The following is a 22,551-nucleotide window of genomic DNA, read 5'->3' on the forward strand; positions in this document are numbered from 1 at the left end:
ACGATCAGTGATTGATCGACGAATGTCAATACGACTGGCAGACTAGGTGCATGACCCTTCCGCTCGTCATCGACGTCGAGGCCTGCTGCAGCCCGGTTCCAGGCGGCGTTCTGGATACCGAATCAGCCGCGCGGCTCGCCCGGGTGTTCAAGGCGCTCGGTGATCCCGCCCGGTTGCGGCTGCTCTCGCTGATCGCCGCGCAGGAGGGCGGTGAGGCGTGCATCTGCAATCTGACCGAGCCGGTGGGGCTGAGCCAGGGGACGGTGTCGCACCACATGAAGATCCTCGCCGGAGCCGGCCTGGTCAGCCGCGAGCAGCGCGGCAAGTGGGCGTACTACCGGGTGCAGCGGCAGGCTTTGGACGCTGTGGGTAGATCGCTGGCCGGCATGTGACAGTGCAGCCAAGAGCTACCTGACGCTGGCACCCGATCAGGTAACCGTCACGTCAGCTGCGACGCTAGGTAGTTGGTCAGTGACGCGATTGCGGCTTGTGTGGGGATCGTGAGCGCCGGTATTGTTGGTTCCGCATGGGGCAACACGGGGAAAGCAACAAGGGATAAAAGCTTCGCCTGACTGGGTACGAAGGTGCCGGTCGGCGGGGCTTTATCTCTTTTGCGCTCGTCCGCAACTCCCTTTCCCTTTGTCGATGCGACTGTCGATGCAAGGGCTTTCGGCTTCCCTGGCGACGTCGTCGACGCGAGCGCGCGGTTCCAGTAGCGTTTCGCAGCGGGAGTGGCGCTGATCAGGTGCCCGGTTTGGTATGTCTGGTCCGAGTGGACGTGCGCAAAGCGCGATTCCGGACATCGGGTTGTCCCAGGACGGGGTCGAAAGTGCGCTGCGCGGTTTACGCTTGCGGATATGACGGCGATGCATTCTGAGGAACTGACCGAGGGTCTGGACGAACAGCTGTGCGTCGCTCTGTATCTGGCGTCACGAGCTATGACAGCCACCTACCGGCCCGTGCTGGACGAACTGGGACTGACCTATCCGCAGTACCTGGTGTTGTTGCTGCTCTGGGAAGACGGCGCGTCATCGGTCGGCGACATCGGTGAGCGGCTGAACCTGGAGTCGAACACCTTGTCCCCGTTGATCAAACGGCTGGAGGCGCTGCAATTGGTGACGCGCCAGCGACGGGTCGAGGACGAGCGAACGGTCGAGGTGCAACTCACCCGGCAGGGCAAGGCGATGCGTCGCCGGGCCGCCCAGGTTCCCACCGTGGTGTGCGGCGCGACAGGTTTGGACCAGGCCGGGCGCGCGCGCTTGGTCAAGAAGCTGCGCCGTCTCACCGAGGATTTGCAGAACAGCCAATCCCACGGGATGTAAAGGGTAATCGCGACCGAGTTCGGCCTTAGTGCGAGACGCCGTCCTCGAAGGGGCGCACGTCCAGGTCGAGCAGCGCTTCGACGTCGTCGGCTACCTTGGCAATTCCGGCGGGGTGATTGTCGGGGTCATACGGCCCCCAGACCGACAGCAATGCGACCTGCTCATAGCCGAGCGGTGCCGACCAGATCTTCTCGCCGCGTTCGACGATGGGGTAATACTCGCGGAAGTACGGGCTCCGGGCCGCGTCACCGGCTGAATTCTCGGCCACCACACCGGTGCGGTAGAGGAACCGGATACAGGTCGCCACCCGGCCGGGGTGCCTGCTGCTCGCAAGCTCCGCCGCGGACTCGGTGTCGCCCAGCGCCGCGATCAGAAAGATCTTGACGAGGTCGACGGCGTGCACGTCCCGCACGTTGCGGTACACGTGGCCACCGCTGATCCGGGTGCTGAACTCGACGAAGCGGAAGTTGCCGTCGGCATCCCGGCGCATCTCGGCGTTGACCAGGGTGGTCCGCAGATCGAGGGTTGACACCAGGCTGTCCATCAGGCCGCGGACGGCCGTCTCGGCGGGCAGATCACCGAAGGGCATGACGTAGAGGTCTTCCTCGAAGCACGGCGGATTCGGGAAGCTCTTGGTGTTGATGCCGCCGAGGTAGAATCTGCCGTCGACGACGACGCCGTCAACGGTGATCTCTTGCCCCGGCAGGTATTCCTCGATCAGCGCCCAGGCCTCGGGAAAGCCGTCCTCGTAGAAATGCGTCTCGCCGGTGACGGCCATCTCGCGGATCTCGGCGAGCAGCTCCCGGGCACGGGCCGGATCGTCGACGAGCTCGACCTTGGCACTCGACGCGCCCCGGGTCGGTTTGACGACGAAGGGCGTCCCCACCTGTCCGATCGCGGCGTCGACGTCCACGCCGTCGCCGATCGGGATGGACAGCGGCACCGGCAGCCCGGCCTCGCGCAGGTGTGCGCGCTGCAGTGACTTGTCGCGGGCGATCTTGTCCGATGCCGGCCGCGCCCACGAGACTCCATGGCGCTGATTGGCTTGTCCGGTCGGGGTGATGTCGATCTCGAGGAACGTGACTGCGCACTCGGAGTTGGTCCGCTGCAGCTCGGCGTAGATCTCGTCGGCCATGGTTTCGGTCGTGGTGTCCGGCGGAAGCACCCGCACCGATGCGAACCGCGGGTCGTTGACGGCACTGGCATCCTCGGTGAGCAAATGGATGGACAGACCGGTCTGGAACATGGTCTCGATGTGATCGTTGCGAATCATGAGGCCGATCCGCATGGCGAGCACGACCGGGCGGTTGAGGTAGGACTTCACTTCGAGACTCTCCAGACGAGATAGGTTCCGGCGCCGAGCACGCAGGCGGTGATGGATGTGCCCAGCCAGAGACCGGGGCGCGAGAAGGCGAAGACGCTCATGCCGATGGCCGGCCCGAGCGAGAAGCCGAGGCTCTGGGCGGTGGCGAGCAGGCCCTGGTAGCGAGCCTCCGCGCCTGCGGGTGAGATCTCGGCGACGGCGGCGTTGGCCACCGGGGCGAACATCATCTCGCCGGCCGTGAACGCGACGAAGGCGACGATGATGACCGCTGCCAGCGTGACCAGTGCGGCGACCACGAGCCCCGCCGTCATGATCAGCACGCCGGCCACGATGGGCAGCACCCACGGCAGTCGGCGGGTCACCGAGCTGATCGGCAGTTCGAACAGAATGACGACGAAGCCGTTGATTGCCAGCAGCGTGCCGTAGAAGGCGGTCGAATAACCGTGGCCGACCAGCTGCAGCGGCAGGGTGGACTGGTATTGGGCATAGAGCGCCGCTACGCCGAACAGGACGACGCAGAGCATCCAGACCGGCAGGTGGCAGTCGGCCGGTAGGTGACCCTGCGGTGTGGCCTCGTCGGCCTCGGCCGCTTCGGTGGCGCCCTCGGCCACGTCTCGCGTCCTGCCGCCGGCGAGGCCGGTATAGATGACGAGAGCACAGGCGGCGTAGGCGATCGCCTCGACGGTGAAGAGTGTGGAGTAGGACCGGGTCGCGATCACGCCCGCAATGAGGGCACCCAGCGCCGCGCCGACGTTGAGGGCAAGCCGGAAGAAGGCGAACGTCGGAACGCGGTCATCCGGTGCGGTGTTCACGATCAGCAGTGCGGATGCTGCCGGGGTGTAGGACTGGGTGCACAGCGAGACCAGGCACACCGACACGACGATGAGCGGATGGGTAGGGGCGATCACCAGCATCGCCACGGCTGCCGACGACGCCAGCATCGACAGCACCAGGGTGCTGCGCTGCCCGATCCGGTCGGCCAGCCAGCCGCCGGACAGCGAGCCGACCATCCCTGCCACGCCGATGGCGATCAGTACCGCGGGCAGGCTTGCTGCCGTGAAGCCACGGTTGGTGAGAAACAGCGTGGCGAACGTGGAGAAGAAGGACCCCATCCGGCTGACGAACACGCCGAGGATGAGGATGCGCACCGGCCGTGGCGCGTGCAGCACCACCTCGAGTACGGACCGCCGCTCGCTGGCCGTCGTGACATCAGACATCATACGTGCGGTTCACCGCCGTCAGCCCGCGTCGGGAGTCTGGGCGGTATCCGTGCTGAGCACCTCGGTATCGATGGCGACGGCGTCGGAGCAGTCGCTGATGGTCGCCAGGCACTCCTCGCGAGTATCGCCGTGCGCCACCAGGGACGCCAGTCGTGACAGGTAGCCCCGTGGCGGCAACAGCACTTCGGTGCCCGGCTCGCACAGGACGGTGAAGCTGTCCAGTCCGGGGTACTCCTCGACCGGCTTCGGAAGGCTGACCGAGCGCACCAGGATGTCCTGCGCCGGGTACAGGAACCGGACCGCGGCCGTGCCGAGGTCCTTGCGTTCGGTGCTCGGTTCGATGCCGAGCGCGATGTCGGCGGCGGCCCCGGCCAGGTCCACTCCGTGGGCGAGCAGGCCGAGGTATGGAATCAGGTCGCCGGCGAGCCGGGCGTTGAGTTCGATGACCCGGGGGCCGCGCGAGCTCAGCCGCAGCTCGGTGTGTGACACGACGTTGTCCAGACCGGCGACCTGATGCGTTCGGCGAACCAGGTCGAGCGCCTCGTCCGACAGCAGTTCGGCCCGAGGCGGCACGATGTGGCCGAGCTCTTCGAAGTACGGGTCCAACCCGGTCTCTTTCTCGGCGATGACCAGGGCAGTGGTCACGCCCTGGTAGGTCACCGCGTCCACGCTGATCTCGGGGCCGTCGATGTACTCCTCGATCAGCACGCCGTCATAGCGCGATCGCACCGGCCCGATCCGGGCGCCGACGGCATCTGCGAACGCGCCCTCGATCTGGTCGGCGCCGGTGACGAGCCGGACGCCGACACTGCCACCCAGAGCTCGCGGCTTGAAGACGACGGGCAAGCCGAGGACGTCCACGATGTCGTGCGCCTGCCGGATGGTCTCGGCGACCCCGAAGCCGATGGCGCCCACGCCGGCCTGCCGGAGCAGGCCGCGAAGCTCGCTCTTGTCCTTCACCGCCCGGACGGCATCGACGGTCGGTCCTGCTACCCCGAACATCGCGGTGAGCTGCGCGGTCAACTCGACATAGCGCTCGTCATAGGTGAGCACGCCGTCCGGGTTAAGGCCGGTCAGGCGCTCGATGACGGCGGGGAAGTCGTCGATATCGACAACGACGGAGTCGACGCAGTACGGCGTCTCCCAAGTCAGCGGGAACTTGCTGACGAGCACAACGTCGGCCTTGCTCGCCACGGCGCTCAGCGCGTACTCCCGGAAAGCGGCCATGCCGCTGCCGATGAGGATGATGCGCTTTCGGGCACTCATTCTTTGGGATGCTCCTCGGACTGCAAAAAGGTGGTCATCGCGGTGACGCCATTCTCCGGCGCGATGATATACGTGCAACCGTCTGGTCCGGCTGTCGACCCGTGAACCGTCTCGGCCGGCAGCGCGATCTTGGTTCCGGCGGGGCAATCTCGCCGCTGAACCGAGCCGTCCTGAAGCCAAAAGACCTCCATGCCGCCCGCCAGCACGAAAAGGGTCTCGTTCAGGCTGTGCTTGTGCCAGTTATGGGTCTTACCCGCCTGGTCGTTCTGGTACTCGAAACTGCCCTGACGCGGCACGAACTGCGTCAGCCGCTCGGCGAGTGGTAGTTCCGGCTCCGCGGTGATCGTCGGCGATCCCATGGCAATTCCTCCTGTGCTGGTGGCATCAGCGTGCTGGTGCCGGTCGAATGTGATCCTGTCAAGAATGTGACGCCTGTCGGGCGCGATGCGGGCGGCAGCGTCAGCCGCGACGGGCGTGCGTGATCGGGCAACCCGCCGCGAGGTCGACGGGCTCGTTGTCATCGCCGAGGAAGTACTGACTCCACTCCATGTTTCCCGGCTCGCCGAAGCTGCCGAGCAGTGGCGTCTGCTCCACCGTGTCGTAGCTCTGCAGGCGGCGTCGGATGACTGCCCGAGCCTTGTCGCCGGTCGACGTACCAGCCTTCAGATCATCGAATACGAAGCGTGGCTGGAAGGTGACGGTGAAATAATTGGACTGCCGGCTGCGGCGGTTTTCGTGCCGGGGCGTATTCGCAACCACGAACATCGGAGTGGAGTTGAACGAGAATTCCCAGGTGGAATCCTGCGGGTCAGGGGATATGCCTTCGGGCCACTCGCTGGTGTCGCAGGCCTCGAGTTGGGCGAGCAACGACCAGAAGTGGTCCCGGTAATCGTCGAGGGACTCCACGCCCGCCTCAACGTCGAAGAAGCAGACAAGCGACGTACGTGTCCCCAGGCTGGTCGCAATGCGGGTGAACTCGGTGAGGGCCTGCGCCAGAGCTGCTACCCGCAATTCACCGGCCGGTATGAAGCTGTAACGCAGCGTGCCCTTACGGACCGCGTCTACCCCGAAGATGCAGGGGAACAGGGACTTGTCGCTGAGCATCCGCTCGTGAAAGTAGCTGGCCGCCTCGCGTTCCCAACCACCGGCCGGAGGCTCATGCGGATGACGCAGGACGGACGCGTGCGGATGGGACGGGGCCTGTGCGGTTGTAGCGTTCGCGTTCATGCGAGGGGGACTCCACGTTGAGTTATCCCGGCACCAGGGTGCGGGCGCGCACGGTCGACCTGTGCGCAATCGAGTTGTGGCCGGTGTCTCCAGGCAGGGTGAGGCGCACGGGGGAAACGCGCGATCCGCCGCCACGGAGACCGTCAGTTGGCAGACGAAGTATCACCTACGGTGTCAGATATGTAAAGGTGGTGATTCGTGCGTAGGGTCTAAGTCACCTGCAGGTTTCGAAGGGCGTAATTCAGACGAGCGCTTGACTGCTCGGTAATGCTCGGCCAGTGTCAGAGAGTGGTCGATCTGAGCGTCAGTAGTCCCAGCCGGCAGCCTGTGACCTCCTTGATGCCCCGTCCGGCGGTGTCTTCGTGATCCGGGGACCGGTCGACTCGAGCCAGGTCCCGCGCTTCGCCGGACCGCCGACCTTCGCGCGGCTGCCACGTATCGATGAGGTGTCCGACGTGGACATCGCGGTACTGGGAGTGCCCTTCGACTCGGGTGTCAGTTACCGGCCAGGGGCCCGTTTCGGCCCCTCCCACGTCCGGGAGTCTTCCCGGCTCCTGCGGCCCTACAACCCGGCGCTCGCAGTGGAGCCGTTCGCACTCGCGCAGGTGGTCGACGCCGGTGACGTGGTGGCCAATCCGTTCTCCATTCCCGAGGCGGTCCGCCAGATCGAGGTCGGTGCCAGAGCGCTGCTGGAACGGGCCGGCCGGCTTGTGACGATCGGCGGGGACCACACCATCGCACTGCCGCTGCTGCGTTCCATGGCGGCAATTCACGGGCCGGTTGCTGTCGTCCACTTCGATGCGCACCTGGACACCTGGGACACCTACTTCGGCGAGCCGACGACGCACGGCACGCCCTTTCGCCGGGCGTCGGAAGAGGGCTTGCTCGACCGCTCCGGCTGCCTGCACGTCGGAATCCGCGGCCCGCTGTACGGGGCAGCAGACCTGCGCCAGGATGCCGAGCTGGGCTTTCAGACGGTGCACGCGCGCGAGATGGACGACTTGGGCGTGGCCGGTGTGGTCGAACGTATTCGCGACCGGGTGCGAGAGCGACCGGTCTACGTCTCCGTCGACATCGACGTCCTCGACCCGGCGTTCGCGCCCGGCACCGGAACGCCCGAATCGGGTGGCCTGCTCAGCCGGGAGCTGCTCGGGATCGTCCGCGCGTTCTCCACGCTGAACCTGATCGGTGCCGATGTCGTCGAGGTCGCGCCTGCCTATGACCACGCCGAGATCACCGGAATCGCGGCGTCACATGTGCTCTACGAGCTGGTGTCGGCAATGGCGATGGGAGTCGCACGCGGCTCGGCCGGCTAGCGGTCCTGAACTCGGGCATCGGCCGCTCAGCGGTGGTCCTCCCTCAGGGCGCATCGACTCCCTGCGTGGCCACCGCCTTGAGCGTGCTGTCATCGGCATCTGACGTGCCGGTGGCATAGCCCGCCTCGGCGACCAGCACGCGGTTTCCGGATTGGCGCGAGGCGAACGCAGCCGCCGGCAGTTCGGCCGGGGCGCCCGGGTAGCCGACGCCCTCGCGTAGCAGATCGCTGACATTGCCGGTGCCGTCGGAGGTCACCAACGAGCGGTACGTCGCGGCCTGCGCGGCTGTGTCGAAGGTGACCACACTCGTCGCGACGACCACGGTGCGGCCGTGCGGGTTGGTCGTGGCCAGCCTGCGGTGCACCGATGAGCAGGGCGTCTTGGTGAAGAAGGTCTGTACCCGGCCGTAGGAGTGTGCCGCGCAATCGGTCTTGTCGTCGCTGGCCCGCTGAACCCAGCCGCTCGGGAGCGAGGCCGTGCGGGATGGCGACGGCGATGCGCTGGAACTCTGCCGGCCCTGTTCCGGAGCGCGAATCGCGGACGTAGAACCGTGCCTGCCGCCGAAGGCCAGCAGCCCGATGAGGACGAGCGCGCTGACGACGAGCCAGCCCGCCAGCACCAGCGCGACGACCTTGAGCCGGCTTTTCGGTTCTTTCCGGTAAGCGTCGGGGTCGGTGTCCCACTCCTCGTCCGGTTCGGTCAGCCAGCTCACGGCGCCACCGTGCCGCCCTGGAGCGGTGCGATGCTCGTCAGCTTCATCTGCCGTCCTCCTCCAGTGCCGGATCCTGAGCCGGATCCTGAGCCGGGTCTTGAGCCGAGTCCTGAGCCGACCACCGTATCCAGCGCCGCCTGCTCGTGTCCTCTGCACACGCGGCGTGCACGATAAGTACCGCGCCGTTCGCCATGATGTACCCCATGGCTGACTATGACGTGATCGTGATCGGGCTGGGAGCGATGGGCTCTGCCGCGGCGCACCAGCTGGTTCTGCGTGGGTTACGAGTGCTGGGCATCGAGCAGTTCACTCCGGCTCACACGCTCGGCTCGTCCCATGGCGCAAGCCGGATCGTACGCAAAGCCTACTTCGAGCGGCCGGACTACGTTCCGCTACTGGTCCGGGCGTATGAGCTGTGGGACGAGCTGGGCGCCAAGTTCGGGGCCGAGCTCTTCACCCGGTGCGGGGCGCTGATGATCGGCCGGCCGGAGAGCGAGGTGGTATCGGGCACCTTGGCGTCGGCGAAGCGGTGGTCGCTGCCCCACGAACTGCTGACGCCCGCTCAGTTGCATGAACGGTTCCCGCAGTTCGCGCTGTCCGAGGACCAGGTGGCTGTCTACGAGGCTGATGCCGGCTACGTCCGGCCCGAGGTCGCGGTGCTGGCGAACATCGAGCTGGCGACCGGCGCCGGGGCCGAGCTGTGGTTCGACACGGTGGTCGAGTCGGTACAACTGGTCCCCGAGGGTGTTCGGGTCGTCGCCGGCGGAAAGCAGGTGTCAGCGCCCAAGGTTGTGATCGCGACCGGCGCCTGGGCCGGTCGGCTCGCCGATCTGAACCGGTACGGGGTGAAGGTGCAACGCCAGACGGTGCATTGGTTCGAGCCCACGAACGGTGCCGACGCCTTCGCCGACGACCGCTTTCCGGTGTACATGTGGGCGCTGCCGGTGCAGCCCGGCGAGCCGAACATGGAGCTGTACGGATTCCCGCACCTCGACGGTGACCGCGGCGTGAAGGCAGCGATCTACCGCGACACCACCAATACTGACGTCAACCCCGACACGGTGGATCGGCAGGTGATCGAGCAGGAGCATGAGCGGGTGCGCGAGCTGCTTGCCCGGTCGATACCGGCACTCGCCGGACCGCACACCGACAGCACCGTCTGCATGTACGCGGGCGTCGCCGATGACGACTTCGTACTCGGAGTGCATCCAGGATCGTCCGGACGACTCGTACTGGCGATCGGGTTCTCCGGCCACGGGTTCAAGTTTGTTCCAGTGGTCGGGGAGATCGTGGCCGATCTGGTCATCGATGGTAAGACCCGGCACGAGATCGGTTTTCTGTCACCGGACCGGGTGGCCGCGCAGTAGGTCACTCGGTATGTGCCGCAGCCGTCACGGGAAGGCTCAGGCGAACTCGAGGCTGACCTCGGGCGTCACGGGATGGGACTGGCAAGCCAGCACAAGGCCGGTCTCGATTTCTTCCGGCTCCAGGGCGTAATTTCGGGCCATGGCGACCGCGCCTACTGTCACCTTGGCGCGGCAGGTACCGCACACTCCGCCCTTGCAGGCGTAAGGCGCGTCAGGACGGTTGGCCAGCACCGCGTCGAGGATGCTGGGTCCGGCGTAACCGACCGGCACGGTCGACGTCCGACCCGCCAGAGTCACGGTGACCTGGCTCAGTTGCTGGTCCGACGTCAAGGGCAGTACATCTACGGGGGCCTCTTCGTTCGCCTCGCTGACGTAGAAGAGTTCGGCGTGGATGTCGGCCTCAGCGACTCCGCCCGCTACCAGCGTCTCGCGAGCAACGGACACCATTCCGAACGGCCCGCACAGGTACCAGGCGTCGACGTCCAGGCACACGCTGTCGCGCAGGGTGGCGACCTTGCCGGCGTCGATGCGACCGGTCAGCAGCTCGGACAGCTGCGGCTCTGCCGACAGGACGTGCAACAGGGTGAACCGGGCCGGGTAGGTGTTCTTGAGGTCGGCCAGCTCTTCGAGGAACATCACGTCGTTGGAGGTGCGGTTGCCGTACACCAGGGTGACGCGGCTGTCCGGCTCCTCGCGCAGGACGGAGGCGGCAATCGACAGCACCGGCGTGATGCCCGAGCCGGCGGCGATGCAGCCGACATGCCTGGCATTCGCAGCTGAGGTAGAGGTGCCGAACCGTCCGGCCGGGGCCATCACCTCGACGGTGTCACCGTGCCGTAGCCGGCTGGTCAGCCATCCCGAGAAGCTGCCGTCGGGAATGCGCTTGACGCCGATGCGCACCCGGCCATCCTCGGTCAATTCGGTAGCGGTCGAGCAGATCGAGTATGTCCGGCGTTCTTCGCCGGTAGCTGAGACGGTGCGTAGCGTCAGGTGCTGGCCGGGATGAAAGGCGAACTGCTCGCGGAGCTCATCGGGCACCGCAAAGCTCACCGAGCACGCTTGCGCGGTGAGCGGCTGGACGTCGGCGACGACAAGCTTCTCGAAGGCGCTCATAAGGACTTGAACTCGTCGAACGGCTCGGCGCAGGCTCGGCACCGGCGCAGCGACTTGCACGGCGTCGACCCGAACTGGCTGACCAGCTCGGTGTCGTCGGAGCCGCACTGGGGGCAGCTGGCTGCCACGGGCTTGCCGAACCGGACGGGGACGGGTCCGAGCGAACGGGTCGGCTGCGGTGGTGCGATGCCGTACTCGTGGAGCTTGCTCTTACCGCCATCGGTGATCCAGTCGGTCGTCCAGGGCGGCGACAGCTCGATCACCACCCGGGCTCCGGGGTCGATCCGATGCGTCCGGGTCAGTACGTCCTGACGGATCGCCTCGGTTGCCGGACACCCCGAATACGTAGGGGTGATCACGACTTCGGGTACCCCGTCGGTGGCGAAGCGGACATCGCGCAGGATGCCCAGCTCGGCGATTGTGACGACCGGAATCTCGGGATCGGGCACCATCGCGGCGGCGAGGCGCAGTTCGGTCAGTGAGGTCATCGCGCTCACCACTCTGCGCCGGCATGTGACCGGTGCAGGTGCTGCAACTCCGCGAGCAGGTATCCGAAGCTCTGGATGTGCAGACCGGCCCGTCCGCCGGTGGGCTTCCAGTTGTCCTCGACGATGCTCAGCGTCGCCTCGTCCAGCACCTGGCGCACCGAGGTCAGCCAGTCCTCGTACAGGGAGGACGGCAATGGACCGATGCCGGCGGCGGAAACTCGGCGAGCCAGGTCGTCGTCCTGGAAGAGCTCGTGCGTGAACGGCCACACCGCTCGCATCGCCGCCTGAGCTCTTTCGTGGCTGGTAGCGGTTCCGTCGCCGAGTCGCACGACCCACGCCGCCGAGTGCTCGATGTGGTAGCTGACCTCTTTGACCGCCTTTGCCGCAACACCCGCCAGCTGCGGATCGGAGGAACGCGCGAGCCTTCGGTACAGCTCGTACTGGTAGACGGAGAACAGCAGTTGTCGGAGCATCGTGACGGCGAAGTCGCCATTGTCCAGCTCGACGAGCTGGCAGTTGAGAAACTCGCGCTCCGGACGGAGGTAGGCGAGATCGTCCTCCGTCCGGCCGGTGAACGCTCCGCCGTAGGCCAGCAGCGCCCTGGCCTGGCCGAGCAGGTCCAACGCGATGTTCATCAGGGCGATGTCTTCTTCGATCTGCGGCGCATGGGCAGACCACTCGGACAGCCGGTGCGACAGGATCAGTGCGTCGTCGCCGAGGCGAATCGCATACTCGGCGACGTCAGCGGTCAGGACCGGCGTGCTCACAGGTGCTCGACCCCCTCAGGGATCGCGTAGAACGTCGGGTGCCGGTACGGCTTGTCGGCTGCCGGTCCGAAGAACGAGTCCTTCTCTTCGGGCGAACTCGCCGTGATGTCGGCAGACGGCACCACCCAGATCGAGACGCCCTCGCTGCGGCGGGTGTAGAGATCGCGCGCATTCTGCAGAGCGAGGGTGGCGTCGGTGGCGTGCAGGGACCCGACGTGCACGTGATTGGTGCCGCGAGCAGGCCGGACGAACACCTCCCACAGCGGGGTGGCCGGAGTGCTCATGCGGCGGGCCTGCCGGCCGAGCGCGTGCCTCGCGAACCGGCGCTGGTCGAACCCTCGCGCGCCGCCTGCTTGGCCGCGTACTCGGCCGCTGCCTCTCGTACCCAGGCACCATCCGCGTGTGCCTGCCGGCGGGTGGCAACGCGCTGCCGGTTGCACGGCCCGTTGCCCTTGAGTATCTCGTGGAATTCCGTCCAGTCGATGACGCCGAAGTCGTAGTGGTTGCGTTCGGCGTTCCAGCGCAGGTCCGTATCGGGCAGGGTGAGACCGAGGGTTTCGGCCTGCGGAACGCAGATGTCCACGAAGCGCTGCCGCAGTTCGTCGTTGGAGAACCTTTTGATACCCCAGGCGCTGGACTGGGCCGAGTTCGGTGAGTTCTCATCGGGCGGTCCGAACATCATCAAGGATGGCCACCACCACCGGTCGATGGCGTCCTGTGCCATCGCGTGCTGCTCGGGGGTGCCGTTGGACAGCGCGAGCAGCGACTCGAAGCCCTGCCGCTGATGGAACGACTCTTCTTTGCAGATGCGGACCATTGCCCGGGCATAGGGGCCGTAGGAGCAGCGCGTGAGCGGAACCTGGTTCGTGATGGCGGCCCCGTCGACCAGCCAGCCGATCGCCGCGACATCGGCCCAGGTCGGCGTCGGGTAGTTGAAGATCGAGGAGTATTTCTGGCGCCCCGCATGCAGCAGGTCGAGCATCTCTTCGCGGCTCATGCCCAGCGTCTCCGCCGCGGAATAGAGGTACAGGCCGTGCCCCGCCTCGTCCTGCACCTTCGCCAGCAGAATCGCCTTGCGCCGCAAGGAGGGCGCTCGGGTGATCCAGTTGCCCTCGGGTTGCATGCCGATGATCTCTGAGTGACCGTGCTGCGCGATCTGCCGGATCAGGGTCTTGCGGTAACCGTCGGGCATCCAGTCGCGCGGCTCGATGCGGCCATCGGCAGCGATGAGCGCGTCGAAGCCGTCTTGCTCTGTAGTCGACGCTGTAGTCGAAGCAATGTTCGGCGCTGTAGTCGAAGCAGCGATCGAGCCTTCAGTGGCATGCATGACGTTCTCCCCAAACCGAATGATCGTTCGGTTAGTCTATGCTGACGTCACGTCACTGGCAAGCGAGGGGAATGGCACATGGCCGAGATGCTGCGTTCGTATCTGTGTGACCGGTGGGTCACCGCCGACGACGAGGGCGTCGCGCTGCTCGATGCCGCCACGGCGGCGGAGGTCGCCCGCTGGTCTAGTGCCCCGGTGGACGTGCCCGCGATGTACGAGCACGCCCGAACTGTCGGTGGGCCCGCGCTGCGCGCGCTGACGTTTCCCGAGCGGGCGGCGATCCTCCGGCAGCTGGCGGGCTACCTCAACGAGCGTCGGGAGGCCGGCTACTACCCGCTCTCCTTTGCGAGCGGTGCCACCCTGTTCGACTCGAAATTCGATGTGGACGGCGGCATCGGCGTGCTGTTCGCGTACGCGTCGCGTGGTCGCCGTGAGCTGCCGGACTCCGACATCTATCTCGATGGGCCGGTCGAGCAGCTGGCCAAGGACGGTTCCTTCGTCGCCCAACATGTCTACACCTCGCGGCATGGCCTGGCGCTGTTCATCAATGCGTTCAACTTTCCGGTATGGGGCATGCTCGAGAAGTTTGCGCCCGCCTTCCTCGCCGGGGTGCCGGTCGTGGTCAAGCCCGCTGAGCAGACGGGGTATCTGACCGCCAAGGTCTTCGCCGACATGGTCGACTCCGGCTTGCTGCCGACTGGTGCGATCTCGTTGGTGTGCGGCTCGACGGATGGGCTGCTCGACCACCTCACCGGACAGGATCTCGTCGCGTTCACCGGATCGGCCTCGACGGCACGGAAGCTGCGCCAGCATCCGGTGATCGTGGGAGAGTCGGTCACGTTCACGGCCGAGGCGGACTCGCTCAACTGCGCGATCCTGGGACCGGACGCGGTGCCTGGCGAGCCGGAATTCGATCTGTTCGTCCGCGAGCTGTCGCGCGAGATCACCGTCAAGGCGGGCCAGAAGTGCACCGCGATTCGCAGGGCCTTCGTGCCCGCCGGACAGCGCGACGCCGTGATCGACGCGCTCGCCGCCAAGCTGGCAAAGGTGTCCGTCGGTGATCCGCGCACCGAAGGCACGACCATGGGTGCGCTGGCGACACTGGGACAGCGTGAGGAGTTCTTCGCCAACCTGACCCGGCTCTGTGCGGAGGCGGACGTCGTCGTGGGAGGTCCGGACGCGCTGGCAGGCAAGGGCCTCGCGGCCGATGGTGCCTTCGTGGCGCCGACCGTGCTCAAGGCTCGCAGCGCCACCGCTGAGGCGCTGCACAGTATTGAGGCATTCGGCCCCGTCGCGACCGTGTTCGGATACGACGACACCGACTCGGTGGTGGCGCTCGCCGCCCTCGGTGGTGGCTCGCTGGTCGGATCGGTGTACTCCTATGACCCTGAGTTCGTTCGCGAGGTGGTTGTCGGCGCTGCCGCCCACCATGGCCGGATGATCGTCATCGACCGTGAGGATGCCAAGACCTCGACCGGTCACGGTTCGCCGCTGCCCATGCTCGTGCACGGTGGCCCGGGGCGAGCCGGCGGCGGTGAAGAGCTGGGCGGCATCCGCGGGGTGCTGCACTACATGCAGCGGACCGCCGTGCAGGGCTCGCCACGGGCGCTGTCCGCGGTGACCGGCCGCTGGGTTGCCGGGGCGCCCACTGTGGCCGAAGAGGTGCACCCGTTCCGCAAGCATCTGGAAGAGCTCGCCATCGGTGAGGTGCTCTTCACCGGCAGCCACACGGTGACCGCCGAGGACATCGACCAGTTCGTGCAGCTCACGGGAGACTCGTTCTACGCCCACACCGATCCGGTGGCGGCGGCGCAGAACCCGCTGTTCGGCGGCATCGTCGCCCATGGCTACTTCGTCATCTCGCGGGTCGCCGGCCTGTTCGTCGACCCGGCACCGGGACCGGTGCTGGCGAACTACGGCCCGGACAACCTCCGCTTCATCACGCCCGTCAAGGTGGGCGATTCGATCAGCGCCCAGCTGACCTGCAAAGAGAAGAAGGCTCGGCAGACCGAGAACTACGGCGAGGTTCGCTGGGACCTCGTGGTCCGTAACCAGCGGGACGAGCTGGTCGCCACCTATGACGTTCTGACCCTGGTGGCGAAGCGATCAGATTGACCTGAGCGGTGCCGCCTGTGCTCACAGCAGGCTCTGCGTTAGCTCCAAGCTTACGGTGAGGTGCCGACGGTTGACTCGTCTATGAATCGAGTAGACGACGCGAACAGAGGTGGTCACGTGACCGACCAATCACCATATGAAGAGTCAGCCCCGCGCCAGCAGGCGGAGGTGGGACCGACTTCGTACCAGCAGGCGGGCTACGGCCAGGCTCCGTACGTCGCCGCTCCGTCCGAGCAGCCGTACTTCGTCCCCACCGCGCACCAGCAGGCGTGGTCGGCGGCCCAGCAGTTCCCCAACGCCCAGGTCTGGGCACCGCCGCCGGTAGCTCCTAGGCCGCGCCACCACAAGCTGCTTCTCGGCTCGGTTGCGGCGGCGGTGGCGACCGCGGTTGCCGCAGGGGGCATCGCGGTGGCGGTCGACCGATCCAATAACGGCTCGTCACAGCAGACGGCAGTCAGCAGCCCGAACAGTCAGAACGCTCCGTTCGGCCAGAGCGGGAACGGCCAGGGCTCGCCGTACGGCTATGGCAATGGCGGCGGTTTCAGCAATGGCGGGGGCTTCGGTTCCGGCGGCGGACTCGGCAGTGGTTCGGACAGCGGCAGCGGAACCGGCTCGGGCAGTAGCTCCACCGGCACCGCGACGAGTGCGCAGCAGGTCGGCGTGGTCGACATCAACACCACACTCGACTACGGGCAGGGCAAGGCGGCCGGAACCGGCATCGTGTTGACCGCCAACGGTGAAATCCTGACGAACAACCATGTTGTCGAGGGCTCGACGGCGATTTCCGTGACCATCGTCAGCACCGGCAAGTCCTACACGGCCACGGTGGTCGGCACAGATCCCACGGACGATGTTGCCGTGATCCAGCTCAAGGACGCCAGCGGGCTCAGCACCGCCAAGCTCGGCGACTCGTCCAAGGTTGCGGTGGGCACGGCCGTCACCGCGGTGGGCAACGCGGGCGGAACCGGTGGCACCCCCAGTTCCGCGACGGGAACCGTGACGGCGCTCAACCAGTCCATCACGGCAAGCGACACCAACGGCAGCAACGCCGAGCAGCTCACCGGCATGATCCAGGTCAACGCCGACATCCAGGCCGGTGACTCCGGCGGCCCGCTGTACGAGAACGCCGGTGGAACGGTTGTCGGTATGGACACTGCCGCCTCGTCCTCGGTGTCGCGCTACAGCTCCTCGGCAACCACCGGGTTCGCGATTCCGATCGCGAAGGCCCTGAGTATCGCCACGCAGGTCGAGTCCGGCCACCCGAGCAGCACCGTGCACATCGGCTACCCCGCGTTCCTCGGGGTGCAGCTCTCGGCACAGGGCCAAGCCGCCGGCGCGACCATCGCCGGCACGGTCGACGGTTCCGGCGCAGCGAAGGCTGGTCTACAGGCGGGTGACACGATCACCGCGGTCGACGGCAAGGCGATTGCCAGCGCCACCGCACTGTCAGCGGTGACGGCCTCGCACAAGCCAGGCGACCAGGTCAAGGTCACGTACACCGATGGCTCCGGCGCGAGCCACACGGTCACCGTGACGCTCGGAGCCGGTCCCGCCGACTGACCCGAGCCGGGTGAAAGCCGGGGCCAGGGTCACGATGACCCAGGTCCCGGCTTTTGCGCTATTGCCGGGTGCTGTCAGGGGCGAGTCGTCACGGGCGGTGACCTCCTCGACGTTGGCCGTGTCAAAGTTCTGAGCCGACCGGCCACCGCGGCCGGTCACGAGCCGATTATCAGTGGGCGCAATCAGCCAGGTACGTGTCGATTTCGTGGAGCACGTCGGCCTTGACGGTGTCCGGGGCGAACGAGGCCGTCACCGCGTTCTTCGCCAGCGCGCCGATGCCCGCCTCGTCCAAGCCCAGCAGGTCAGCGGCGATGCCGTACTCGCGATTGAGGTCGGTCGAGAACATCGGCGGGTCATCGGAGTTGATGGTCACCAGCACCCCGGCCTTCACCAGGTCCGGCAGCGGATGCTCGGCCAGTGAGCCGACGGCCCGGGTCGCGAGGTTGGACGTCGGCGACACCTCCAGGGCGATCTGGTGCTCCGCGAGGTACCGGAGCAACTCGGGGTCCCGCGTCGCGGACGTGCCGTGGCCGATCCGCTCGGCGCCCAGCAGCCGGATCGAGTCCCAGATGGTCTCCGGGCCGGTCGTCTCGCCGGCGTGCGGAACGCTGTGCAGGCCGATGGCCCGGGCCTGGTCGAAGTACGGTGCGAACTGCCCGCGCGGCACCCCGATCTCGGGACCGCCCAGGCCGAAGCTGATCAGCCCCTCCGGTGTCAGCGTGGTGGCGATCCGGGCGGTCTCCTCCGCTGACGGAAGGCCGGCCTCACCGGGAATGTCGAAGCACCACCGCAGCACGATCCCCAGCTCGCTCTCGGCCGCCAGGCGCGCGTCCTCGATGGCTTCCAGGAAAGCCTCCGCAGGGATTCCCCGGTTCACCGACGAGTACGGCGTGATGGTCAGTTCGGCGTAGCGGATGTTCTGCGCGGTCATATCTCGCGCTACCTCATACGTCAGCGTCCGGACGTCGTCAGCGTCCCGGATGAGGTCGACAACGGACAGGTAGACCTGGATGAAGTGTGCGAAGTCGCTGAACGTGAAGTACTCGGCGAGCTTCTCGACGTCAGCCGGCACTCCGGCGGTGGGGTGCCGGGCGGCGAGTTCGGCGACGATGCGCGGCGAGGCCGACCCGACATGGTGGACGTGCAGCTCAGCCTTCGGCAGACCAGCGATAAAGTCAGTGATAGAGGAGATCATCGACCAACTCTTTCACAGTCGTGTCAGCTTTCGACGACCATCTGGTAACGCTGTGCAGCCTCAGAGTTCGCCGAGCGCGGTGATGGGCCGCTCCACGCAGTCCGCGACGAAGCGGAGAAATCCGCCCGCGACTCCGCCGTCACACGCCCGGTGGTCGAAGGCGAGGGTGAGCTGGGTGACTTTGCGAACGGCCAGTTGACCGTCGACAACCCAGGGGCGGTCGATGATCCGGCCCATGCCGAGGATCGCCACCTCCGGGTGATTGATGATGGCGGCCGAGCCATCCACGCCGAAGACACCGTAGTTGTTCACCGTGAACGTCCCGCCGGTCAACTGGGCCGGGGTCAGGGTGCCGCCCCGTCCCGCCTCGGTGCGCTCGGCCAGGGCTCTGGACAACTCGCGGGTGGTCAGCCGCTGGGCCTGGTGCACCACCGGCACCATCAGCCCGCGCTCGGTCTGGGCGGCGAAGCCCAGGTTGATGTCGGGCAGCAGTTCGACGGCGTCGGCGCTGATCCGGCTGTTGAGCTCCCGGTAGCGGCCCAGGCCCAGCACGCAGAACCGTGCCAGCAGCGCCAGCAGGCTCACCAGCTCGTCGGGTCGCGCGGTGTTCAGCGCCCGGCGGGCGTCGAGCAGGCCGGTCGCGTCCACGTCGACCCAGACGGTGGCCTCCGGAATCTCGCGGCGGGACTGGCTGAGCTTGTCGGCGGCGAGCTTGCGCAAGCCGACCAGCGGCAGCCGCTCCGGCTCACCGGGCCCGAGCGTGCTGGCCGGGGTAGTGCTGGCCGGGATAGTGCTGGTCGATGGCGTGCTGACCGGCGCCTGGATCGAGTCGATATCGCAACGGCGAATCACGCCGGACGGGTCCGAGGCCCGCACGCTTGCCAGGTCGATGCCGCGGTCCCGGGCCAGCTTCCGGACCACGGGCGAGATCACCGACGGTGCCAACCTCGCGGTGCCCTCCGGCACTGGACTGACGGCCGCGTCCCGCGTCACGGCTGGACTGACGGCCGCGTCTCGCGCCACGGGCGAGCCGGCTTCGACCGTGAGATCGGCAGCCGCGGGCGAGGACGAGCGCCTCACCCTGCTCCGCCGCCGCGCCGGCGATGGCGATGTGCCATAGCCGATAAGGACTTTGCCCGAGGACTCGGACGACTCGACGTCGGCCGTGGTCGGAGCAGTGTCGGACACGGGCGGCGTGCCGAGGTTCCGCACGGTAACCGAATCAGCATGGTCCGCCGACTCGACGGTGATCAGCGGTGATCCGACGAGGACCCGCTCACCCGGTGCGCCGAAGAGTGCCGACACCCGGCCGGCAAAGGGAACCGGGACCTCGACCGAGGCCTTGGCTGTCTCGACCTCGACGACCGGCTGGTCGATCGTGACGACATCACCGACCGCCACCAGCCAGCTGACGATCTCGGCGTCGGTCAGGCCTTCGCCGAGATCGGGCAGCAAGAAGTCGGCCATCAGCCGAAACCGCCCGAGGCAACAGCGGAACCGCCCGAGGACCCCGAGGAACCGCCCGAGGCAACCGTGGGACCGTCCAGCGCACGGGGCACGGCGACGGTGTCGTCGAACTGCAGCCGGTCGATGGCGTCCAGGATGCGGTCCACCGAGGGCAGGTGGTGCTCCTCGAACATCGGCGGCGGGTACGGGATGTCGAAGCCGGTGACCCGTCCGATCGGTGCGTGCAGCTGGTGAAAGCACTGGTCGGTGAGCCGGGCGACGATCTCGGCCCCGAAACCGGCGAAGCCGCTCGCCTCGTGGACGACGACCGCCCGCCCCGTCTTGCGCACCGACGCAGCCACGGTCTCGTCGTCGAACGGCGAGAGCGTGCGCAGGTCCACCACCTCGGCCGAGATTCCGTCAGCCGCCGCCGCATCCGCCGTCTCCAGCAAGGTGGTCACCATCGAGCCATAACCGATCAGGGTGACATCGTCGCCGGGGCGCCGGACGAGCGCCCGATCGAAGGCAGCAGGTGCCGCGGGAGCGATCCCCTCCTTGGCCCAGTAGCGCCGCTTCGGTTCAAGGAAGAGAACCGGGTCGTCGCTGGCGATCGCCTGGCGAAGCAGCCAGTACGCATCGAAGGCGCTTCCCGGTGTCACCACCTTCAGACCAGGGGTGTGCACCCAGTAGGCCTCGGAGGAGTCGCAGTGATGCTCGACGCCGCCGATACCGCCGCCGTAGGGGATCCGGATGACGACGGGCAGGCTGATCTTGCCCCGGGTGCGGTTGCGGAGCTTCGCCAGGTGCGAGGTGATCTGCTCGAACGCGGGGTATGAGAACGCGTCGAACTGCATCTCGACGATGGGCCGCATGCCGTGCATGGCCATTCCGATCGCGGTGCCGACGATGCCCGACTCGGCCAGCGGGGAGTCGAAGACGCGCGCGTCGCCGAACTCGGCCGCGAGGCCGTCGGTGACCCGGAAGACGCCGCCGAGTGCGGCCACGTCCTCGCCGTACAGGACGACCTTGGGATCGGCGCGCAGCTCGTCGGCCAGCGCCCGGTTCAGGGCGGCGGCCATGGTCAGCGTCCGGGTCTGCTCCGCGACGGCGGTCACGAGGCGTCCAGCGAGAGCTCGTCGGCCAGGGCCTGCGCCTGGACGCGCAGCGCCGCGGTCGGCTCGGCGTAGACGTGGCTGAACAGCTCGGCCGGGTCCAGGTCGGGCTGGGCGTTCATGGCGGCACGAAGCTGCGCGGCCTTCGCCTCAGCCTCCGCCGCCATCTCGGCCATCGCCTCGTCATCCAGAATGCCCTTACCACGCAGGTAGGTCTCCAGCCGGGCAATCGGGTCGCGCGCCAGCCACTCGGTGACCTCGGACTGCTGCCGGTACCGGGTGGCGTCGTCGGCGTTGGTGTGTGCCTCGATCCGGTAAGTCAGCGCCTCGATCAGGGTCGGGCCACCCCCACCGCGTGCGCGCTCGATCGCCTCGGTCATCGCCACGTGCACCATGGCCGCGTCGTTGCCGTCGATGAGCACGCCTGGCATGCCATAGCCGATTCCCTTGTGCGCAAGGGAATCGGCCCGGGTCTGCTTGGACAGCGGCACCGAGATGGCGTAGCCGTTGTTCTGCACCAGGAACACCACCGGTGCCTGCCACACCGCGGCGATATTGAGTGCCTCGTGGGTGTCACCCTCGCTGGTCGCGCCGTCCCCCAGCAACGCTACGGCGACGGTGTCCTCGCCGGAGAGCTTGGCGGCGTGCGCCAGCCCGACCGCGTGCAGGGTGTTGGTGGCCAGCGGCGTGCACTGGGTGGCCGTCCGGTGCAGGTACGGGTCGTAACCGCAGTGCCAGTCGCCGCGCAGCAGCGTCAGCACCTCGACGGCGTGAATGCCCCTGCTGACCAGCGCCATGGAGTCCCGGTAGGTCGGAAACAGCCAGTCCCGGTCGGCCATCGCGGCGACGGCTCCCACCTGGCAGGCCTCCTGACCGCGCGCGGACGGGTAGACCGCCAGCCGGCCCTGCTTGGTGAGCGCGGTGGCCTGGGTGTCGAAGCGCCGTCCGAGGACCATCCGCCGGTGCAGGTCGAGCAGCACGCTGTCGGCCGGAAACTGGTCCGAACTCGGTCGCGGCCGGCCGTCCGGATCGATCAGCGACCGCGGCACGCCGGTCGGCAGCAGGGTGGGGCTGTTGACGACAGTCATGGGCTCAGTGTGAACGGCGGTCGACCGTTGTTCTAGAAATGTCGTCGTAGTAGAGAAGTTTGGTACGGCGAGCGGCTACAGTCGTGCAACATGTCCAGCAAGACTCCGAACCGGAGCATAGAAATCAGACGCCCGGTCGCCCTCGACGACACTGATCGAGCCATCGTGGACGCGCTGCGTGAGGACGGCCGACTGTCCATGCGCTCGCTTGCCGAACAGCTGCACATCTCACGCGCCAGCGCGTACACCCGGGTGGAGCGCCTGGTCGACGAGGGTGTAATCACCGGCTACACGGTGACCATCGATCCGGAGCGGTACGGGTTCGGCATCTCGGCGTACGTATACCTCAAGATCAGCCAGCACTCCTGGAAGGCGGTGCGCGACCGGATCCTGCACATCCCCGAGGTCTGGCACGGCGCGCTGGTGTCCGGTGACAACGACCTCGTCCTGCTCGTGCGCACCCAGGATGCGGCGAGCATGCGCGATCTGGTGCTGAACACCTTCCAGACCATGCCCGATGTGGTCGCCACCCAGACGGTGCTGATCCTGGACGAACTCAGCGGCCCGCGTAAGAGCCTCTGAGGGG

General features: G+C 67.2%; 22 protein-coding genes. 7 read left to right on the top strand and 15 right to left on the bottom strand.

What is annotated here, in order from left to right; all coding sequences use genetic code 11:
- Positions 1-50 precede the first annotated feature (50 nt).
- Positions 51-392, top strand: coding sequence for an ArsR/SmtB family transcription factor (locus tag RM423_RS11305; RefSeq protein ID WP_311423138.1), 342 nt, complete (start codon positions 51-53; stop codon positions 390-392).
- 465 nt (positions 393-857) lie between these two features.
- Positions 858-1,322 carry a MarR family winged helix-turn-helix transcriptional regulator gene (locus tag RM423_RS11310; RefSeq protein WP_311423139.1) on the top strand — a complete coding sequence of 155 codons (465 nt, stop codon included), beginning with the start codon at positions 858-860 and terminating at the stop codon, positions 1,320-1,322.
- A 25-nt stretch (positions 1,323-1,347) separates the two neighbouring features.
- On the opposite strand, the gene RM423_RS11315 is transcribed toward RM423_RS11310, so the two are convergent.
- The 5 genes from RM423_RS11315 to RM423_RS11335 all read right to left on the bottom strand — a co-directional run bounded on the left by RM423_RS11315 (position 1,348) and on the right by RM423_RS11335 (position 6,359).
- Positions 1,348-2,646, bottom strand: coding sequence for an ATP-grasp domain-containing protein (locus tag RM423_RS11315; protein WP_311423140.1), 1,299 nt, complete (start codon positions 2,644-2,646; stop codon positions 1,348-1,350).
- A complete protein-coding gene (locus tag RM423_RS11320) occupies positions 2,643-3,866 on the bottom strand; it encodes an MFS transporter (protein ID WP_311423141.1) in 1,224 nt (407 codons plus the stop codon). The genes RM423_RS11315 and RM423_RS11320 overlap by 4 nt, the downstream gene beginning before the upstream one ends.
- Positions 3,867-3,884: 18 nt before the next feature.
- Positions 3,885-5,132, bottom strand: coding sequence for an ATP-grasp domain-containing protein (locus RM423_RS11325; RefSeq protein WP_311423142.1), 1,248 nt, complete (start codon positions 5,130-5,132; stop codon positions 3,885-3,887).
- Positions 5,129-5,491: a hypothetical protein gene (locus RM423_RS11330; protein WP_311423143.1), complete on the bottom strand. Its 363-nt coding sequence runs from the start codon at positions 5,489-5,491 to the stop codon at positions 5,129-5,131. The genes RM423_RS11325 and RM423_RS11330 overlap by 4 nt, the downstream gene beginning before the upstream one ends.
- A gap of 100 nt (positions 5,492-5,591) precedes the next feature.
- Positions 5,592-6,359: a YqcI/YcgG family protein gene (locus RM423_RS11335; protein ID WP_311423144.1), complete on the bottom strand. Its 768-nt coding sequence runs from the start codon at positions 6,357-6,359 to the stop codon at positions 5,592-5,594.
- Positions 6,360-6,721: 362 nt separating this feature from the next.
- Here RM423_RS11335 and speB point away from each other — a divergent pair, with 362 nt between their 5' ends.
- Positions 6,722-7,675: an agmatinase gene (gene speB, locus RM423_RS11340; protein WP_311423145.1), complete on the top strand. Its 954-nt coding sequence runs from the start codon at positions 6,722-6,724 to the stop codon at positions 7,673-7,675.
- Between the two features lie 43 nt (positions 7,676-7,718).
- Here the strand turns inward: speB and RM423_RS11345 are convergent, their stop codons facing one another.
- Positions 7,719-8,387 carry a hypothetical protein gene (locus tag RM423_RS11345; RefSeq protein ID WP_311423146.1) on the bottom strand — a complete coding sequence of 223 codons (669 nt, stop codon included), beginning with the start codon at positions 8,385-8,387 and terminating at the stop codon, positions 7,719-7,721.
- Between the two features lie 203 nt (positions 8,388-8,590).
- Here RM423_RS11345 and solA point away from each other — a divergent pair, with 203 nt between their 5' ends.
- Complete coding sequence (gene solA / locus RM423_RS11350) at positions 8,591-9,754, top strand: N-methyl-L-tryptophan oxidase (protein WP_311423147.1); 1,164 nt, start codon at positions 8,591-8,593, stop codon at positions 9,752-9,754.
- Between the two features lie 36 nt (positions 9,755-9,790).
- On the opposite strand, the gene RM423_RS11355 is transcribed toward solA, so the two are convergent.
- From RM423_RS11355 to paaA, 5 genes are read right to left on the bottom strand one after another with little or no spacing between them, the layout of a single operon-like run.
- Complete coding sequence (locus RM423_RS11355; RefSeq protein WP_311423148.1) at positions 9,791-10,867, bottom strand: 2Fe-2S iron-sulfur cluster-binding protein; 1,077 nt, start codon at positions 10,865-10,867, stop codon at positions 9,791-9,793.
- Positions 10,864-11,355: a 1,2-phenylacetyl-CoA epoxidase subunit PaaD gene (gene paaD, locus RM423_RS11360; RefSeq protein ID WP_311423149.1), complete on the bottom strand. Its 492-nt coding sequence runs from the start codon at positions 11,353-11,355 to the stop codon at positions 10,864-10,866. The genes RM423_RS11355 and paaD overlap by 4 nt, the downstream gene beginning before the upstream one ends.
- A 5-nt stretch (positions 11,356-11,360) precedes the next feature.
- Complete coding sequence (gene paaC / locus RM423_RS11365) at positions 11,361-12,122, bottom strand: 1,2-phenylacetyl-CoA epoxidase subunit PaaC (RefSeq protein WP_311423150.1); 762 nt, start codon at positions 12,120-12,122, stop codon at positions 11,361-11,363.
- On the bottom strand, positions 12,119-12,406 hold the full coding sequence (gene paaB / locus RM423_RS11370) for a 1,2-phenylacetyl-CoA epoxidase subunit PaaB (RefSeq protein WP_311423151.1): 288 nt from the start codon (positions 12,404-12,406) through the stop codon (positions 12,119-12,121). Before paaB ends, paaC begins: the two co-directional genes overlap by 4 nt.
- A complete protein-coding gene (gene paaA, locus RM423_RS11375) occupies positions 12,403-13,449 on the bottom strand; it encodes a 1,2-phenylacetyl-CoA epoxidase subunit PaaA (RefSeq protein ID WP_311423152.1) in 1,047 nt (348 codons plus the stop codon). Before paaA ends, paaB begins: the two co-directional genes overlap by 4 nt.
- 78 nt (positions 13,450-13,527) lie before the next feature.
- On the opposite strand from paaA, the gene paaZ reads away from it, so the two are divergent.
- On the top strand, positions 13,528-15,564 hold the full coding sequence (gene paaZ, locus RM423_RS11380; protein WP_311423153.1) for a phenylacetic acid degradation bifunctional protein PaaZ: 2,037 nt from the start codon (positions 13,528-13,530) through the stop codon (positions 15,562-15,564).
- A 168-nt stretch (positions 15,565-15,732) separates the two neighbouring features.
- The gene (locus RM423_RS11385) at positions 15,733-17,124 is read left to right on the top strand and encodes a S1C family serine protease (RefSeq protein ID WP_311423154.1); all 1,392 of its coding nucleotides are present in this window, start codon (positions 15,733-15,735) and stop codon (positions 17,122-17,124) included.
- 169 nt (positions 17,125-17,293) lie between these two features.
- Here RM423_RS11385 and RM423_RS11390 read toward each other — a convergent pair whose 3' ends face one another.
- From RM423_RS11390 to pdhA, 4 genes are read right to left on the bottom strand one after another with little or no spacing between them, the layout of a single operon-like run.
- Positions 17,294-18,319, bottom strand: a complete 1,026-nt coding sequence (locus RM423_RS11390) for an adenosine deaminase (RefSeq protein WP_311423155.1) — start codon at positions 18,317-18,319, stop codon at positions 17,294-17,296.
- Positions 18,320-18,379: 60 nt separating this feature from the next.
- Positions 18,380-19,786, bottom strand: coding sequence for a dihydrolipoamide acetyltransferase family protein (locus RM423_RS11395; protein ID WP_311423156.1), 1,407 nt, complete (start codon positions 19,784-19,786; stop codon positions 18,380-18,382).
- Positions 19,786-20,844, bottom strand: a complete 1,059-nt coding sequence (locus RM423_RS11400) for an alpha-ketoacid dehydrogenase subunit beta (RefSeq protein WP_396327695.1) — start codon at positions 20,842-20,844, stop codon at positions 19,786-19,788. The genes RM423_RS11395 and RM423_RS11400 overlap by 1 nt, the downstream gene beginning before the upstream one ends.
- A gap of 32 nt (positions 20,845-20,876) precedes the next feature.
- A complete protein-coding gene (pdhA, locus tag RM423_RS11405; protein ID WP_311423158.1) occupies positions 20,877-21,965 on the bottom strand; it encodes a pyruvate dehydrogenase (acetyl-transferring) E1 component subunit alpha in 1,089 nt (362 codons plus the stop codon).
- 90 nt (positions 21,966-22,055) lie between these two features.
- Here pdhA and RM423_RS11410 point away from each other — a divergent pair, with 90 nt between their 5' ends.
- Positions 22,056-22,547, top strand: a complete 492-nt coding sequence (locus RM423_RS11410) for an Lrp/AsnC family transcriptional regulator (protein WP_311423159.1) — start codon at positions 22,056-22,058, stop codon at positions 22,545-22,547.
- Positions 22,548-22,551 lie beyond the last annotated feature (4 nt).

This window comes from Jatrophihabitans lederbergiae (assembly GCF_031845305.1).
GTDB classification, from domain to species: domain Bacteria; phylum Actinomycetota; class Actinomycetes; order Mycobacteriales; family Jatrophihabitantaceae; genus Jatrophihabitans_A; species Jatrophihabitans_A lederbergiae.